Annotated in this window: 13 protein-coding genes; 3 read left to right on the forward strand and 10 right to left on the reverse strand. The window is 49.3% G+C overall.

What is annotated here, in order from left to right:
- Nucleotides 1-246: 246 nt before the first annotated feature.
- From GUA87_RS00345 to GUA87_RS00390, 10 genes are all read right to left on the reverse strand, one after another.
- On the reverse strand, nt 247-1,062 hold the full coding sequence (locus GUA87_RS00345; protein WP_193714548.1) for an alpha/beta hydrolase: 816 nt from the start codon (nt 1,060-1,062) through the stop codon (nt 247-249).
- 129 nt (nt 1,063-1,191) lie between these two features.
- Complete coding sequence (locus GUA87_RS00350) at nt 1,192-1,974, reverse strand: enoyl-CoA hydratase-related protein (RefSeq protein WP_193714549.1); 783 nt, start codon at nt 1,972-1,974, stop codon at nt 1,192-1,194.
- A 331-nt stretch (nt 1,975-2,305) separates the two neighbouring features.
- Complete coding sequence (locus GUA87_RS00355) at nt 2,306-4,027, reverse strand: AMP-binding protein (RefSeq protein WP_415774782.1); 1,722 nt, start codon at nt 4,025-4,027, stop codon at nt 2,306-2,308.
- Nucleotides 4,028-4,062: 35 nt separating this feature from the next.
- Nucleotides 4,063-6,450, reverse strand: a complete 2,388-nt coding sequence (locus GUA87_RS00360; RefSeq protein WP_193714551.1) for an amidase — start codon at nt 6,448-6,450, stop codon at nt 4,063-4,065.
- Nucleotides 6,447-7,166, reverse strand: a complete 720-nt coding sequence (locus GUA87_RS00365; protein ID WP_193714552.1) for an ABC transporter ATP-binding protein — start codon at nt 7,164-7,166, stop codon at nt 6,447-6,449. The genes GUA87_RS00360 and GUA87_RS00365 overlap by 4 nt, the downstream gene beginning before the upstream one ends.
- Nucleotides 7,159-8,196, reverse strand: coding sequence for a branched-chain amino acid ABC transporter permease (locus tag GUA87_RS00370; RefSeq protein ID WP_193714553.1), 1,038 nt, complete (start codon nt 8,194-8,196; stop codon nt 7,159-7,161). Before GUA87_RS00370 ends, GUA87_RS00365 begins: the two co-directional genes overlap by 8 nt.
- On the reverse strand, nt 8,196-9,062 hold the full coding sequence (locus GUA87_RS00375; protein ID WP_193714554.1) for an ABC transporter permease subunit: 867 nt from the start codon (nt 9,060-9,062) through the stop codon (nt 8,196-8,198). The genes GUA87_RS00370 and GUA87_RS00375 overlap by 1 nt, the downstream gene beginning before the upstream one ends.
- 101 nt (nt 9,063-9,163) lie before the next feature.
- The gene (locus GUA87_RS00380) at nt 9,164-10,387 is read right to left on the reverse strand and encodes an ABC transporter substrate-binding protein (protein WP_193714555.1); all 1,224 of its coding nucleotides are present in this window, start codon (nt 10,385-10,387) and stop codon (nt 9,164-9,166) included.
- Between the two features lie 45 nt (nt 10,388-10,432).
- Nucleotides 10,433-12,028: a flotillin family protein gene (locus GUA87_RS00385; protein WP_193714556.1), complete on the reverse strand. Its 1,596-nt coding sequence runs from the start codon at nt 12,026-12,028 to the stop codon at nt 10,433-10,435.
- 139 nt (nt 12,029-12,167) lie between these two features.
- Entirely contained in the window at nt 12,168-13,322 is a 1,155-nt protein-coding gene (locus GUA87_RS00390) for a substrate-binding domain-containing protein (RefSeq protein WP_227711632.1), read from the reverse strand.
- A 75-nt stretch (nt 13,323-13,397) separates the two neighbouring features.
- Here GUA87_RS00390 and GUA87_RS00395 point away from each other — a divergent pair, with 75 nt between their 5' ends.
- The 3 genes from GUA87_RS00395 (at nt 13,398) to GUA87_RS00405 (ending at nt 15,887) form a co-directional block, all read left to right on the forward strand.
- A complete protein-coding gene (locus GUA87_RS00395) occupies nt 13,398-13,832 on the forward strand; it encodes a MarR family winged helix-turn-helix transcriptional regulator (protein WP_193714557.1) in 435 nt (144 codons plus the stop codon).
- A 142-nt stretch (nt 13,833-13,974) separates the two neighbouring features.
- Entirely contained in the window at nt 13,975-15,201 is a 1,227-nt protein-coding gene (locus GUA87_RS00400) for an MFS transporter (protein ID WP_193714558.1), read from the forward strand.
- Between the two features lie 26 nt (nt 15,202-15,227).
- A complete protein-coding gene (locus GUA87_RS00405; protein ID WP_193714559.1) occupies nt 15,228-15,887 on the forward strand; it encodes an NAD(P)H-binding protein in 660 nt (219 codons plus the stop codon).
- The last annotated feature ends 59 nt before the right edge of the window (nt 15,888-15,946 follow it).

Here is a 15,946-nt window from a genome sequence, read left to right on the forward strand (position 1 = left end):
TGCAGTTTTTATGCACTATTTTCACACCCTCTCAAAACCCATATAATTCAATTACTTAGGAATCTAGATGGCGCATTGAAAATCCGCGTGTCGGTGGTTCGAATCCGCCTCCGGGCACCACTTACTTCCTAAATCAAAGAATAGACGTCACGGTGAACCAGAGGGTTTCAGTTGCCATGAAATGATCAGACTATTGCTTTGAGGAAGCATGGTCGAGAAATCAATTTGGCATGCCGTGTTCCAGTTTCAATCGTCCGATACTGACTTCACTGAATCAATTAAGGCTGTGGTGAAATCTAAAGCGGTGTAAATGTCATTATGACCGACATTTTTAATCGTGAAATCCGCGCGCAAATCTCTTGCCGCCTCTCGTACAGGCGATGAACGCGCCGCAGGAATAACTTTGTCATTGTCAGCTGTTATCACTGCAACCGGCAGGTTCAGGCGACGTAAGCTATCCGCAGTTTCCATACGATGACGCAATAATAACCTGACTGGCAGCCAAGGATAGTGGGTAGCTGCAAGTTCCTTCAATGAATCAAAGGGAGTGACCAGAACTATTCCTTGCAAAGAGCGCGAGCCAGCAAGATCAACGGCAACCGAAGACCCTAAGCTAAATCCGATAGCAACAACACCATCTGCATGTTCTTCAATCAGGTAATCATGAGCTAGCCGAGCATCCTCAAAAAGTGCCATCGCCGAAGGGCGACCACTGCTTGGGCCATATCCACGGTAGTGCAGGGCGGCAATCTCATGTTCCGGAAAAATTTGATGCAGCAGGATTGCCATAATATCGGCATTCCACGCATTACCCCCAAAGCCAAACAAAAGCGGTCGCGGCTCAGCCGAGGGGCGGCTTGGCTTAATCCGCACAACAACGACGTTTTCACCATCCTCTGTTGTCAGTTCACTGTAGCTCGCTCCGGCTGGAAGATTAGAGCTGCCGCCCGCAAGACCAGAAGGAAAAATCAGCCACGTCTGAAGGAAATATGCTGTGCCAACAATGCCTGCGTATAATGCTATTAGAATGAATGTCAGTTTCAGAAACCACATACCAAACATTATCAACCAATTCCGGTCCCAAAGAAAGGCTCACGTCGCCTTTAGGTTCTGCCGTCAAGTATGAGAGAGGATTTCGATATTAAGACTAAGTCAATTTCACACGTTTGAGCCAAGACGATTAAGTGCTCTCTACTTCCCTTTAAAATTAGCGGCGCGTTTTTCTTGGAATGCTTTTACGCCTTCCAGGAAATCTTCTGTGCGAAATGCTTGTCCCTGACATGCCGCTTCAAATCTTACGGCATCTGAGATAGAGCCATTTTGGGCATGCGCAATTTGTCGTTTAATCAAACCAAGCGCCGTTGTTGGGCCATTTGCCAATCGGTGTGCCAAAGCAAGAGATGTGGCCTCTAAGTCTTCATCTTCCACAACATCCCAGATCAAACCCCACTCTTTTGCAGTATCTGCGCTGATTTTATGATCCCCCAGCATAGCCATTGCTGTCGCCCGTGCTGGTCCAATTTTATGGGTAAGTGACCAGGACATTCCGCCATCCAGAACAGCCCCGATGCGAGAAAAGGCAGTCAACAGCTTTGCTGACCGACCCGCAATTGTAATATCCCCAGAAAGCGCCAGACCACACCCCGCTCCGGCGGCGGCACCGTTCACGGCAATAATAACAGGTACAGGCACTTCCCTGATGGCGGTGATCAGGCGATTAACACCAGCCATCATCTGACCTTCGACCTTTTCGCGTCTGTTCGCCAGTTTATCCCCTTGTAAATCCGCACCAGCACAAAACCCGCGCCCCGCCCCCGTAATCAATATTGCTCTAGCCGAGCTGTTTTCTGTCACGCCAACCACCGCTTCTGTTAAGCCGGATATCAACTCTTTAGACAGGGCATTCAATTGCTCAGGTCTATTCAAGGTCAGTTTCAGCAGGTTTGCCTCCTGCTCTACAATCAAATCACTCATTTGGTTTTCCTTATTATTCGTTTTCACCAACTGGATTTTTTTGGGAGAGCTTATTGTTTTTGCTCTAATAAACACTCACACGCCGCTTCGTTCAGCAAGCTTTAGGCTAAACAGTGTCAGACAGCCACAGTTATGAGATTACATCCAAAAGAATGATCTGCAAATAGGATGAATATGAGCGCGATTGATTGGGATATGTAATGGGAAACCACATGTCGACAAGATGAAACCGTCACACCGCGTCATTCTTTCAGAATATCTGAGCGACACCAATTTGTCTTCGAGACATTCTTTTCTTATGCGGTCAGCGTGATTATCTGTGCCAACTGATCTAACGCCCCAAATACTCAACCATTTGATCGCGCATCACAAATTTCTGTGGCTTGCCTGTAATGGTCATGGGAATTTTATCCACCACACGGACGAATTTCGGGATTTTATAGTGGGCGATTTGTCCTTGGCAGAAATTCTGGACATTGCCCGCATCTAGATCCGCGCCGTCATTTGAAACAATCCAGACACATACTTCTTCCCCCAGACGTTCATCCGGGATGCCGAAAACCTGAACTTCAATAATGTCTGGATGACGCATGAGAAACTCTTCGATCTCACGGGGGTAGATATTCTCGCCGCCGCGAATGATCATATCTTTCTTCCGCCCGACAATGGAACAGAACCCCTCTTCATCCAATACGGCCAGGTCCCCTGTGTGCATCCAGCCATCAATGATCGCTTCATCGGTGCGCTCGGCATCTTCCCAATAGCCTTTCATCACTGAATATCCGCGGGTACAAAGCTCTCCTTGTGCGCCAACAGGGACAATTTGCCCCTCATCATCGACAATCTTAACCTCCAGATGGGGATGGATTCTCCCCACTGTTGCGCATCTTTTTTCAATCGGGTCGTCGACAAAACTTTGGAAGGAGACAGGTGATGTTTCTGTCATGCCATAACATATGGTCACTTCTTTCATATGCATTTGGCTGCCGACTTTTTCCATTATCTCAATGGGGCAAGGCGCACCTGCCATGATACCGGTTCTTAAAGATCCAAGATTGTAAGTCTGCTTCTCCATCTCTTGCAGCATCGCAACAAACATGGTCGGCACACCATAAACCGCCGTGCATCGTTCAGAAGACAACGCCTGTAAGGTTGCTTCTGGCTCAAACGCTTCCCCCGGGAAAATCATTGTTGCGCCTTTACTGATCGCCCCTAACACCCCCATCACCATACCAAAACAATGGTAAAGCGGCACAGGGATGCAAAGACGGTCTGCTTCGGTAAGTTCGATCCTATCCGTTACAAAGCGCGCGTTATTGACGATGTTATAGTGAGACAGTGTTGCGCCTTTCGGGGCGCCGGTTGTACCAGATGTAAACTGAACATTGATAGGATCATCTGGCGTGAGTGTTTTTTCGATTTTGGAGAGACGCAATTGCTGGGCTGGGCCGCCCAACGTCTTCACCTGCTCGAAACTAAACAGGCCGTCAGAAACATCTGCATCCATGACAACCACACTTCGAAGATGCGGCAGCCTTGCCGCACGAAGCTGCCCCGGTTCACAAGACTTCAGTTCGGGGGCGAGCCCTTTAATCATCTCCAGATATTCTGAGGTCTTAAAAGATTTCGCCAAGATAAGGGCCTTGCAGCCAACTTTATTGAGGGCATATTCCAGCTCTGCAACCCGGTAAGCCGGATTGATATTGACCATCACCACGCCAATGCGCGCGGTTGCAAACTGGGTCAATACCCACTCAAATCGATTGGGGGACCAAATGCCGAGGGTATCCCCTTTTTCCAATCCCATGGCGAGGAGGCCAGACGCAAGCGCGTCAATTTCCCGATCAAAATCGTAATAGCTAAAGCGCTCTCCGGTCTCTTTAAAAACCAATGCCTCGCGTGGGCCAAAGCGGGATACTGCTTCACGGAACATTTCTGGAATTGTCATGTAACGTAGTTCACTATCCGACCGCCCCTGAACATAGGACAGTCCCTTTTGCGGCTCTCCCCCCTTCAAGTCATGTTGGGATCCGACAGATTTGATTTTCGTCATCAAACTTTCAGTCAATATTGACATCTTCCGCGCCCTCACATTGCCTGCCAGTCACCGCTTTGCTCAAAAGCGTGAGCTGCCTGATAGATTTTCATTTCCCCGTAATTTGGACCAACCAGCATCATTCCAATCGGCAATCCTTCGAGGAGGCCACACGGGATGCTCATTGCAGGAAGGCCACCGTTGAACGGCGCCGTATTGGCGATCATTTCAAATGCCCGTTGGACATATAGGCTGATAGAACAGTCTGCAGGTGGGATCTGCTGCGGTTTCATAGGGACCGTTGGCATCAACAGAAGGTCATATTGTTTCAGTGCTGTTTTGTAGTGATCATTGACTTTACGCATGAGGTTCTGCGCTTTGCCATAGAAACGTCCCCGATACTGCTCCTGAAAGAATTCTCCAATGAACATGCAGGTTTTCAGCGAATGACTAAGCTCATCCGGGCGGTTACGCCACTGGGCCATATGATCCATCATGGACGGGACGAACAGCCCGCGGTAGTTGGTACCACCGGAATTGCCACGCATCATGTGATCCTGCAAACCTTCCAATGTAATTGCCGTCCAACAATCCACTGCCATATGATGTTCGGGGATGGATACTTCTTCCACGCGCGCGCCCATCTCACGGAACCGCTCCGCCGCTGCCAGTACCTTTTGATCAACATCTGCTTCGGCAGTTTCCCCGCCAAAACCTTCCTTCAGAATACCAATTCGCATTCCATGAACACCCCGCCCCAAGGCTTCCGTATACCGATAGGTTTTTGGCTTATACTGGCGCGGATCTAACCCGTCCTCACCGGCGAGCACTTCAAGCAGTAACGCGTTGTCAGCAACGGTTCTTGTGACAGGCCCCACATGGTCAATTGTTTGTTCAATTGGCATCACACCAGAATAAGGGACAAGGCCGTGAGTTGGTTTCATACCATAAACACCGCAATTCGAAGCAGGAATACGGATGGAGCCTCCCTGATCACCTGCAATCGCCATATCTACTTCGCCCGCTGCGACCAATGCTGCAGAACCACCTGATGATCCGCCCGCCATATATCCCCGTTTCCACGGGTTGTGGATCGGTCCTTTGGCATTGGTATGGGATCCGCCAGACAGACAGAAATTCTCACAATGGGCTTTCCCCGCAATCGTTCCCCCGGCATCCAACATTCTGGTCACAATTGTCGCGTCGATTTCCGGGATATACCCTTCCATAATGGAAGATCCATTCATCATCGGTACACCTGCCAGACACACAGTATCTTTCAAGGCGATACGTTTTCCGCGAAGTGGGCCATCCATGGCCCCCTTAACATCCGTCTTCACATACCAGGCGTTTAGCGGGTTTTCCGTCAGGCTAGGGAAATGGCCGGGGGATCTTGGATAGCGCACCTCTGGCAAATTATCAGGCATCGCGTCCAACCTGTCATAGGACTGGATGTAAGGCTCCATAATTTCGCTATACTCTTTCAACTCCTCATCGGAGAGGCTCATACCAAACCGCTGTGCCATTTCACGCATCTGAGAAAGTGTTGGTCTTTTAATCGTCATGTTGGTCACCACTGGTTTCTGGCTTGAAAAAGCCGTATCCGTGTCAGTTCGTTTCGGCATTGGGGCCGGAGATATGTCAGAAGAGGTTTTATTTTCGGCAGCGGCTGGGCGGCTCACTTGCCCCCCACTTGCCCGGGTTGATCTGGCCGCGCCAAAGCCAAGGAATTGATCAACTTTCGCCTGATCTGTTAAATCCGAACGGGAAAGTTCCCCTGTAATACGTCCCCGCTCCAGCACCAGAACCCGATCAGAGAGGTCGGAAATAAAGTCAAAGTTCTGTTCCACCAGTAGGATGGATAGTCCTCTGTCTTCTCGAAGTTTGAGAAGGGTTTCTGACATTTCTTCAATGATGGAGGGTTGAATACCTTCAGTTGGCTCATCAAGGAGGAGAAATTCAGGATCTCCCATCAAACAGCGGGCGAGCGCGAGCAGTTGCTGCTCTCCCCCTGAAAGGGCGCCTCCTTCCCGATCCAGCAAAGGAATAAGGCGTGGGAAGTCTTTCAGGATCTGGTCAATAACTTCTTCTTCGCTTCCGTTCGAATAATCATGCCAGGCAAATCGCAGATTATCCCGAACCGTCAGTTGCGGAAAAATACCCCGTCCCTGCGGCACATATCCGATCCCAAGACCTGCCCGTTCATTTGGGGGCAGGCTAGTGATTTCAGTTCCATGGAAACGAACAGTGCCGGAGGTCGCCGGGAGGAAACCCATCGCCGTCTTCAACAACGTCGACTTACCCATACCGTTATGGCCAAGGATACCCACGACTTCATTTTCGAAAACGGCAAAATCAATACCGTGGAGAACAGGAACTTTCCCATATCCCCCGGATAGGCTTTTAACTTCCAAAAGCGTTACTTGATCTTCGTGTGTCATCCCGCTTTCTTCCCTAGATATACATTTCTGACCACAGGATCTGACATGACCTTGTCCACATGATCTTCCATAAGCACTGCGCCCTGATGGAATACCGTGACTGTGGAAGCGATTGACTTGATAAACTGCATGTCATGTTCGACAATCACCACGGCGGCTGTTTTGGTCATTTCGTGAATAATTTCACTCATGCGATCCACATCTTCCGCTGTCATGCCTGCAGCGGGCTCATCAAGAAGAACCAGCCAAGGATCTGCGACGGCAACCAGACCAAGCTCAACCCGTTGTCTTTCCCCATGGGCCAATCTTCCAAGGTCTGCCTTTGCAATAGATCCCAATGCAAGACGGTCAATAATCTCTTCCGTTTTGCGAACCGCCTCTTTAGGGGACATGAACCTGCGGGCTGCGATCCAGATATTTTCATAGACGGATAGGCCATCCATTACGTTCGGCACCTGTGTTTTGATCCCAACACCAAGGGACGCAATTTCATGTGGATGCCAGCCCGTGGTTTCCTGCCCCCGCATGAACACTTGGCCTTCGGAAGGTGTCAGCAATCCCGTAACACATTTAAAGAAAGTGGATTTGCCCGCACCATTTGGTCCGATAAGGCATCTAAGCTCCCGCGCCTGCAATTTGAAATTCACATTGTCGGAAGCGACCACTCCGCCAAATCGCATTGTCAGGCCTGATGTTTCAAGAACAGTTTCAGCCATTTGCGTTCCCCACATTACGATTTGTTCGGCGATTTCTGTGTTTTCGCCCACCACGACGGGCAAAACTGATTTGCCAAAGTGTAGAGACGGCTGGAACGATGCCCTTAGGCAGGAACAAAACAAACAGAACAAGAATGAGCCCGGTAATCAGGGTGTTATCAATCATCGTTTGCTGCCCCAAAAGAAATTTTAAATAAGCAAGCCCAGCCGCCCCAATGATGGGCCCAAAACGTGTCCCAAGACCGCCCACAATGCACCAGATGATAATCTCGGCTGACTGCCCAAGGCTGAACAATCTAGGGGTTACAATTTCACCCCAGTTTGCGAAAAAGCCGCCGGCAAGCCCGGCGATCGCCGCGCCGATAGTAAATAGGATCGTCTTACGCGCCCGCACGTCATACCCCATGAGGGAGATACGCGTTTCATTCTCCCTGATGCCAATGGCAACGCGTCCAAATGAGGTGCGGAGCAACCAGGTCACAAAGAAATACACAACGAGTAACGCGACAGCACAAACATAGAAAAGCGCATCCCCCCAGATATATTCTTCAGGCATGCCTGGAATATTGAGCGTGGGGAAACCCGGGATGCCATTGAAGCCTCCCAAACGCGCCTCGCCGATCACATATTGCGGACCAGCCGTTGAGTTCACGAATTTGAACAGGATAAGCGTCACAACCAGCGTGATCACACCAAGATAGACATCGGTCAGTCGCCCATAAAACATCATCGCGCCCATCAAAGCCGCGAATAGTGACGGAACAGCAATGGCTAAAAGCATCGGAAATGTACTTTCACCGATATTGATCGCCGCCACCGCATAGGTGTAAGCGCCAAGTCCAAAAAACGCGGCTTGGCCAAAACAGAGGATGCCGCCAAAGCCCCAGATGAGACCCAGACTAAGTCCCAGCATGGCGTAAACCACCAAAATTGTCAGGGTATGGGTGCCAATGATTTGTGGCAGGATCCACATCAATAGTAAGCCCACTACGAGGGCAATAAAGTCCTGTTTCTTCCACATGAGGGGCATCACATTTTCCCCTTAAAGAATTTGCCGGTTACCCCTTGCGGTAAAAGGCGCAAAAGAATGACAGCCGCGACAAGAAGGGCAACCTCCCCAAAGACAGGGGAAATACTGAAAGTGAAAATCTGATTCACTAATCCAAAGAGGCTGGAGCTGCTGATCAGGCCTGCGATAAGTGACGGGCCGCCCGCGATGACGGTAATAAAGGCCTTGGCGATATAAGCGCCCCCTGACGTTGGCACCAATCCAACCAGAGGCGCAAGGATGGCCCCTGCGAAACCGGACAAAGCGGAGCCACAAAAGAAGGTCGCCATATAGATCCGATCTGGACTGTACCCCAGCGCCGCTGCAATATCAGATTGTTGCATTGTGCCCCGGGCAATTAGTCCAAGCCGTGTTGCCTTCAACAGGGCATACATACCGATCAGCAAAATGATGGAGACAAAGATGATGAAAAAATTATAGCCATTGATCTGATAGTCACCAACGGCGAAGCCCGTAATGGGCGTCGTGATACTTGTGGTCGTGTTACCGAAAATCATGGTAGCAACACCAATGAAGAACAGGCTAAGCCCCCATGTAGCAAGCATGGTATCCACAAGACGGCCATAGAGATGGCGAATGATCAATCTTTCAACAACCAGCCCAATCAGCCCGACAACCAGCGGGGCAATAATCAACATGGCCACAAATACATTTACACCTAAATTCACCGAGACAATGGTAGCGTACCCACCCATCATCATAAATTCACCATGGGCAAGATTAATAACTTTCATCATCCCGAACACGACCGCCAGCCCGGCACTTACCAGTGCCAGTGACGCGATGGCGTAAAGAACTTCAACAAGTATGACAAACAACAGGTCCATGTGGCCTCTCGAAAATTGACACGCGGGTATCCTTCCCCAACAAAAGGTTGGGGCTAGAGGGCAGCTCGAAACTGCCCTCAGTTCTCAAGTTCCGGCGAATGCTAGATCTTGATCTCGTACTGCTTGTTATCTTTTGGATTAGCTTCCAGATCGCAAACAGCCTGAGTATCAATTGGCTGTAACTGCGGAAGGGTTTTAATGACTTTCATCTTCTGGTCCTGAATTTCCATCAGATGCACATCCAGAACCGCATGGTGCGTTTTCGGATCAACGGTCACCTTACCGCCAGGTCCCATGATGGAAATACCGGTCTCCAGCGCTTTTACAACGTCGTCACGCTGGAACGACCCTGCTTTGCGAACACCTTCTGCCCATGTCAAAATGCCATGATAATTGGAGACGGCAATTTCATGCATACTCTGATCGCCGTTATAAGCATCTGCCCATGCTTTCTTGAAGCTGTCATTCTCGGAAGAGGCAATTTCCTGGCTATAGTTATAGGCAACCATAATGCCGTTACCCTCTTCCGGAGTTAGAACTTTATGTTCATTACCCACACCCAAAGTTGGGGATGCCAAAGGAATTTTATCCTTCATTCCGGCTGCTGCCCACTGACGGAAGAAGGAAAGATGCGCTCCGCCAACAAGTGGCGCAACAATAAGATCAGGTCCCACGGTTTGGATTTTTGCAATGGTTGATCCAAAATCTGAAACGTCCAGAGGGAAGAAGTCCACTTCAACTGTTTCACCGCCATTATCGGCCACAATTTTCTGGATCCATTTTGCCATGATCTGACCGTAGTTATAGTCAGCAGCCAGCACATAGACTTTCTTGCCAGATTTGCCCATGGCATATGGGATCAAGGCTTCTACCTGTTGGGCAGGTGTTACGCCGTTGATGAAGATATTGCGGTCACAAACACCGCCTTCATAAAGCACATTGTAGAAATACAGTGTTTTTGATTTGCGCATGGTCTGGCGAATGGCTTCGCGTGATGCCGACAGAATGCCACCATGCACCACATCTACTTTATCCTGGCGGGTCAGTTGTTGACCATATTGTGTATATAGCGCCATGTCAGACTGTGTATCGTAGGAGACAACCTCAACCTTTTTGCCCAAAAGACCACCGTCTGCATTGATTTTTGAGACAGCCAAACGAAGCGCCATATCCATCGGCTTACCATAGGCGTCGAAAGGTCCGGATTGATCAAGGATTGAACCCAGTTTGATCGTATCGGCTGATACTGCCCAGTTTGGGAGCATCATTGCCCCGCCTAAAGCCGCCCCGGCGGCCATGAAATTACGTCTGTTGATATTTGTCATTATTTGTCCTCTCTGTTAGTCATCGAAGGCACGCGATCGCTACCCCTATTTCTCATCTTTCGACTTGATGCGATTTGCGTAATCTGCTGTTCGGCCGGCAAGGTTGGCGTCAAAATCCAATCCAATCTCCTCGCCCATCTGTTTCATTGCTGGAAGGCGAACGGCCATCCCCAGGATCTGATCCATGGCGGATCCAAAAGCGCTTTCAGAGCCATTTTCACCTGAGGCACTCCCTTGCCCCCCAATTCCACCGATATGGTTTATTTTAATGGAGTCGATTTTTTCGACAGGTTTCATCATCTGGGTCATGATCTCTGGCAAACGATCCAGTTTCCGCTCTTCCAGTCGCATTCCAATGAGCTCTCTGCTCATGGAATTTTCAGCGTTAATAAGTGCAACTTTACCCTTGGCCTCAGCTTCCGCTTTGGCAAACTCTGCAGCCGCAAGCACTTTGGCAGCATCCGCTTCGGCTTTAGTTTTCGTGGCAAGAGTTTCCGCATCGCTTTTCGCCTGAGAGGCGCTAAGCTCAATTTCTTTTCGCAACTTCAGGTCAGCGATTTCATGCTCGCGCTTGGCAACGGCACGCTCTTTCTGCGCCTGAACTTCCTCCGCAGCCAACAATACCTGCGCCCGTGCCGCTTCTTCTAATGCTTGCGTTTCAAACTCAGCGGCTCTCAATTTGGCTAGCTGCGTTTCATTTTCGATTTTGGTTTCTTCAAGGCTTAGAATGGCTGCCATCTCAGACCGGCGAAGCGTTTCATCATTTGCCACTTTGCTCGCTTGTATTTTCTGTTCCGCTTCAATGCGAGCCGTCTGAACCTTCAAATCGGATTCTGCCTTCGCCGCCTCGGTTTTCGCACGTGCCTCCGCCTCCAGCTTATCCAGCATTTCCTTTTGTGCGATGGCCGCTTCGCGTTCTGTTTTCTCGATCTCCAGATGACGCTGGTGCTTTTTCAACTGACTTTCACGAATGGCAAGATCAGTTTCAGTCTCGATGCGCGCCCGTTCACGGCGTTGCTCCGCAATCAATTCAGCATGACGGCGGCGACCTTGCGCAACGAAAGAGTTGTTTTCATCAAACTGCGCCAGATCGCCTTCATCGACTTTAAGCAATGATGCGGAAATAAGGAGAAGCCCGAACTGTTCCGCTTTTTTGGCAACAGCCGCCTCTACCTCTTTGGTATAATCGCTTCGCTCACTGTGGATTTCATCCAAGGTACGGCGCGCCGCGGCAGCCTGCATGGCGTCAACCAGCGGGCCCCTTAGAACAAAATCAATCGCCTCACCCCCGCGCTCAATTTTTGCCCCCAAAGACTGAGCTGCCGCAGCGACCCCCCCTGTGGTCGGCATGACTTTGAACTCAAACTCCATCGCGACGTTCGCGCGAAGTTGATCTGACGTCAGAAGGGCTTCTCGATCCGTACGGGATACCGAGAAAGACACAGCATCCATCGCGACGCGTTTCGTCTGATGCAGGATCGGAAGGGACAAACAACCGCCATCCAGAACAATACGGCGCCCTCTAAAACCTGTCCGGACGATCGCGGAATTTAGTGTTGCTTTAACGTAGAATTTCTGGAGAAACCAAATCCCCAGCAACAGAACCACAGCCAAAATGACGATTGAAACAGCCCAAACCAAGGCAACTCTCCCAACTTATTTGATTGCGAAGCACAGCCCCTTTGCACGGCTTCGACTATTCATCTAAGCTTGAGAGAATTTAATTTCTTTTTCAAGTATTTTATTTTCCAAATCAAATAAAATTATAACTTATTATTTTTTATAAGGTTTTCACGATTTGAAAAGTCACCCCATCTGCTTTTGCGAGATACATTGGTCGTTTTTTTGAAAGATCACCCGCTCTACTCGCTTCACGAACGCTGGAAAATTCGATACTGTCCAGACAGCTACTGTCCTTTTCCTTCCAATCATTTTCATGATGCTTCATAAGGCCTGCTAGAAACTGCATTCCTTCATATGTTGACTGGCCCAACGCGTTTAGCACCGGTGCATTCTCACCGTGCAATTGATAGTATTTTTCCCTGAAGCTAGCGTTGGCAGGTGTGCTTATCGCGCCGAAATATGATGATGCGGAATACAGCTCATGCAGATTGTCTTCGCCGCATGCAAGCAGGCCATTTTCCTCTATGGCACAGGAAAATCTGATCATTTTCTCATGCATTTTAGCTTCGCCAAAAGCACGGTTAAATGTAATTGCGTCCTGCCCTACAACAGAAATCAGCACGGCATCTGCCTCGGCACTTTCAAGGTCAACGAGGATACTTTCCATGTCAGCCACGCCAAAAGGCAGATACTTTTCATATGCTATCGTAACACCGCATTCCTGCAGTTTCTCCTTGGCATAGGAATTTGACGCCCTAGGCCAGACATAATCATTCCCAATGAGCGCCCACCGCTTGGTATTCTGGCTCTTACTTAAATGTTCTAGCGCTGGGCCAAGCTGTTTTTCAGGGGTATCCCCGATCGCAAAGATACCTTTGGTGTTCTCTCCCCCCTCATAAAGCGGCGTATAGACATATGGGATTCGTTGGTTGACAATTTTGCTTAAATTCTGGCGAACAGCGCTGATATGCATCCCAACGATTGCATCAATTCTGTTGGTTTCAATCAGATTATTTACCACTTCATCCACCGGGTCCGTCGCTTCAAGCGCTGAGTCGATGGCAACCAGTTCTATGGCTTTCCCACAGATCCCACCGGCATTGTTAAGTTGCGAAACAGCAACCTGGGCACTTGAAATACAGGAAGGCGCCCAAAGCCCCGCAGAGCCACACATGGGTATCAGCAAACCTACCCGAAACACCGAGTCATAGGGTCTCGCCAAGCGGTCATCCAGGTCGCGCAACTCGGCAGGCATAAAATCTGAAACCAGTAATCGCGCCCCCTCTAATGGGGCATCGTGCGTATTAGGCATAATTTATAAATTGCATTGAAAATACTTTCCAAGTCAACTAAATTCCAAATACCTTAACCTTGCAAGCGGGAAACAATGCAAAACAAATACTCGGTCCAGTCTTACATTTCATATTCTCTGGCCACAGCGCACCGCAAAATTCATAACTCTCTCAAGAAGCGTTTGAAAGAGTATGGCGTGCAGGTTGAAGCATGGCGCGTGATGGAGATTTTGGAATCCGAAGCCAAACTTACCATGGGTGATTTGGCTGAAGTTGTCTTAATGAATCCGCCGACCCTGACAAAACTTGTCGACCGCATGGTATCTGATGGCATTGTTCATCGCCGCGTCGGCAATGAGGATCAGCGGCAAGTAAACCTTGTCCTGACTGAGCTTGGCCACAAACGTATTGCCCAGATCAGAAAAGAAGTCCAAAGCGAAGACGATCTGATTTTTGAGAAAATTGGCCACGAAAAAGCGGAGCTTTTAAAATCACTTCTGTCGGAACTAAGCGACGCGACGCCAAACTGATCTCCTGCAATAGTTAAGGCACGCAATCAAGGCAGATGCCTTATCTAAAATTCTTTAAAACTACGTTGTGACTGATCCTTCATTTGCCAATTAATACGCTTGCGTATTATATTGAAAGAAAAATAATAATAGGAACTTCTCAATGTCCACTTTTCGGGCCTTAAGGCCTGTGATGCCAATTCTCATTGGCGCCTCCATCATGCTCACCCTGAGCTTTGGCCTGCGGCAAAGTCTCGGACTTTTCATGCCGGCTGTAACACAGGATATTGCGGTTACCGTCACTGACTTTACCATTGCTATCGCGTTGCAAAATCTGATTTGGGGTTTCACGCAGCCATTTGCTGGGATCGCTGCAGACAGATGGGGGTTCAGGCCGGTGATGATATTTGGGGGGGTATCCTATCTTATTGGTATGTTGACACTCGCCAATGCCAACAGTGTCACTACCATCCTGATCGGTGCAGGGGTATGTGTCGGTGTGGCAATGTCTTGCGCGTCTTTTGCCATGACCATGTCGGTTACATCCAGATTGGTACCTCCAGCTGTTCGAAGCACAGCCCTTGGTATGACGTCAGCGGCGGGATCCATTGGTGCCATCCTGATTGCCCCTTATGGTCAGATGTTGGAGATTTCTTTCGATTGGCGTGTCGCGGCTTATGGCTTCGCAGTCTTGGCTTTTTTGATCATTCCCGCCGCTTGGATCGCAGGCCGAGTGGATAAAGAAGCGCCCCTCACCCCCGCTGCAAATTCAACTGACTCTCTATCCGCAAGCGGGGCACTTCTTACTGCGCTTCGAAACCCTGCTTTTGTGGTTATGACATCCGCCTATTTTGTCTGCGGAATGCAGGTTGTTTTTCTTGCTACTCATTTGCCCTCATACCTTAACCTGTGTGGGATGGATCCAATGCTTGGCGCCACCGCCATCGGCCTTATTGGTGGTTTTAATATTCTAGGTAGCCTTTTTTTTGGCTGGGCTGGTGGTAGATGGTCAAAACAAGCCCTTCTGGGCGGCATCTATTGCAGCCGATCCATCGTGATCGCCATTTACTTTCTTGTGCCGCCAACACCAACAAGCACTGTCCTTTTTGCAGGACTCATGGGTTTCTTATGGCTTGGCGTCTCTCCGCTCGTCTCCGGTTCCGTGATTGAGATGTTTGGGCTGCGCTGGCAACCCATGCTCCAAGGGTTTGCTTTCTTCAATCACCAGTTCGGCAGCTTTCTTGGCGCGTTTGGGGGTGGCTGGTTGTTCGATCAGTTCGGCTCCTACACTCTCGCCTTGCAAATCGGTGTCACAACAGGTCTAGTGGCAGGGGTTATACAGATTGCGTTCGCACTTTATAAACCGCCTAAAATACCTCAACCCGTGTAATAACACGAAGATCTGGATACCTAAAAATGCCAAATAAAGTTCTTATTACCGGCGCGACAGGAATGATCGGCGGGCTGGTATTGGATCTGTGCCTTGAAACTTCTGAAATCAAAGAAGTGATTTCGCTCGTTCGAAGACCGAGTGGCATTTCTCACCCCAAATTACATGAGATTGTCGTGAAGGACTTCTTGGATTTGGCATCTCATCTGGAAAACCTCAAAAATGTTGATCTGGTTTTTTACTGCCTTGGTGCCTATACAGGAAGCGGCACATCTGAGGAACTTCGCCGTATCACAGTGGACATGCCTGCTCACTTGGCAGAAACTCTCATTCTGGTAAACGCCCATCCAACCTTTTGCCTGTTAAGCGGAGCTGGTGCCGACCGAACCGAGAAAAGCCGAATGGCATTTGCGAGAGATAAAGGCGCTATTGAGAATATCCTATCCAACAGCGACCTTGCTGCATTTTATAGTCTCAGACCGTCCTATATCTATCCGGTAACTCCAAGGACAGAGCCCAATTTCTCCTACCGCCTAACACGCAGCCTCTACCCGCTAATCCGATTATTAGGAAACAAACATAGCATCCCATCAACCGACTTGGCCGCGGCGATGGTCAAAGTTGGATTGCACGGACACGACACAGAAATTCTGGAAAATAAAGATATTCTGGCCTGCCTAAATTAAAAAACCTATCCACAATCAAAAACCATATCATTCACAGAGACTTTTTCTTAACATGCCCC

It is taken from the genome of Sneathiella sp. P13V-1, assembly GCF_015143595.1.
In the GTDB taxonomy this organism is placed as follows: Bacteria; Pseudomonadota; Alphaproteobacteria; order Sneathiellales; family Sneathiellaceae; genus Sneathiella.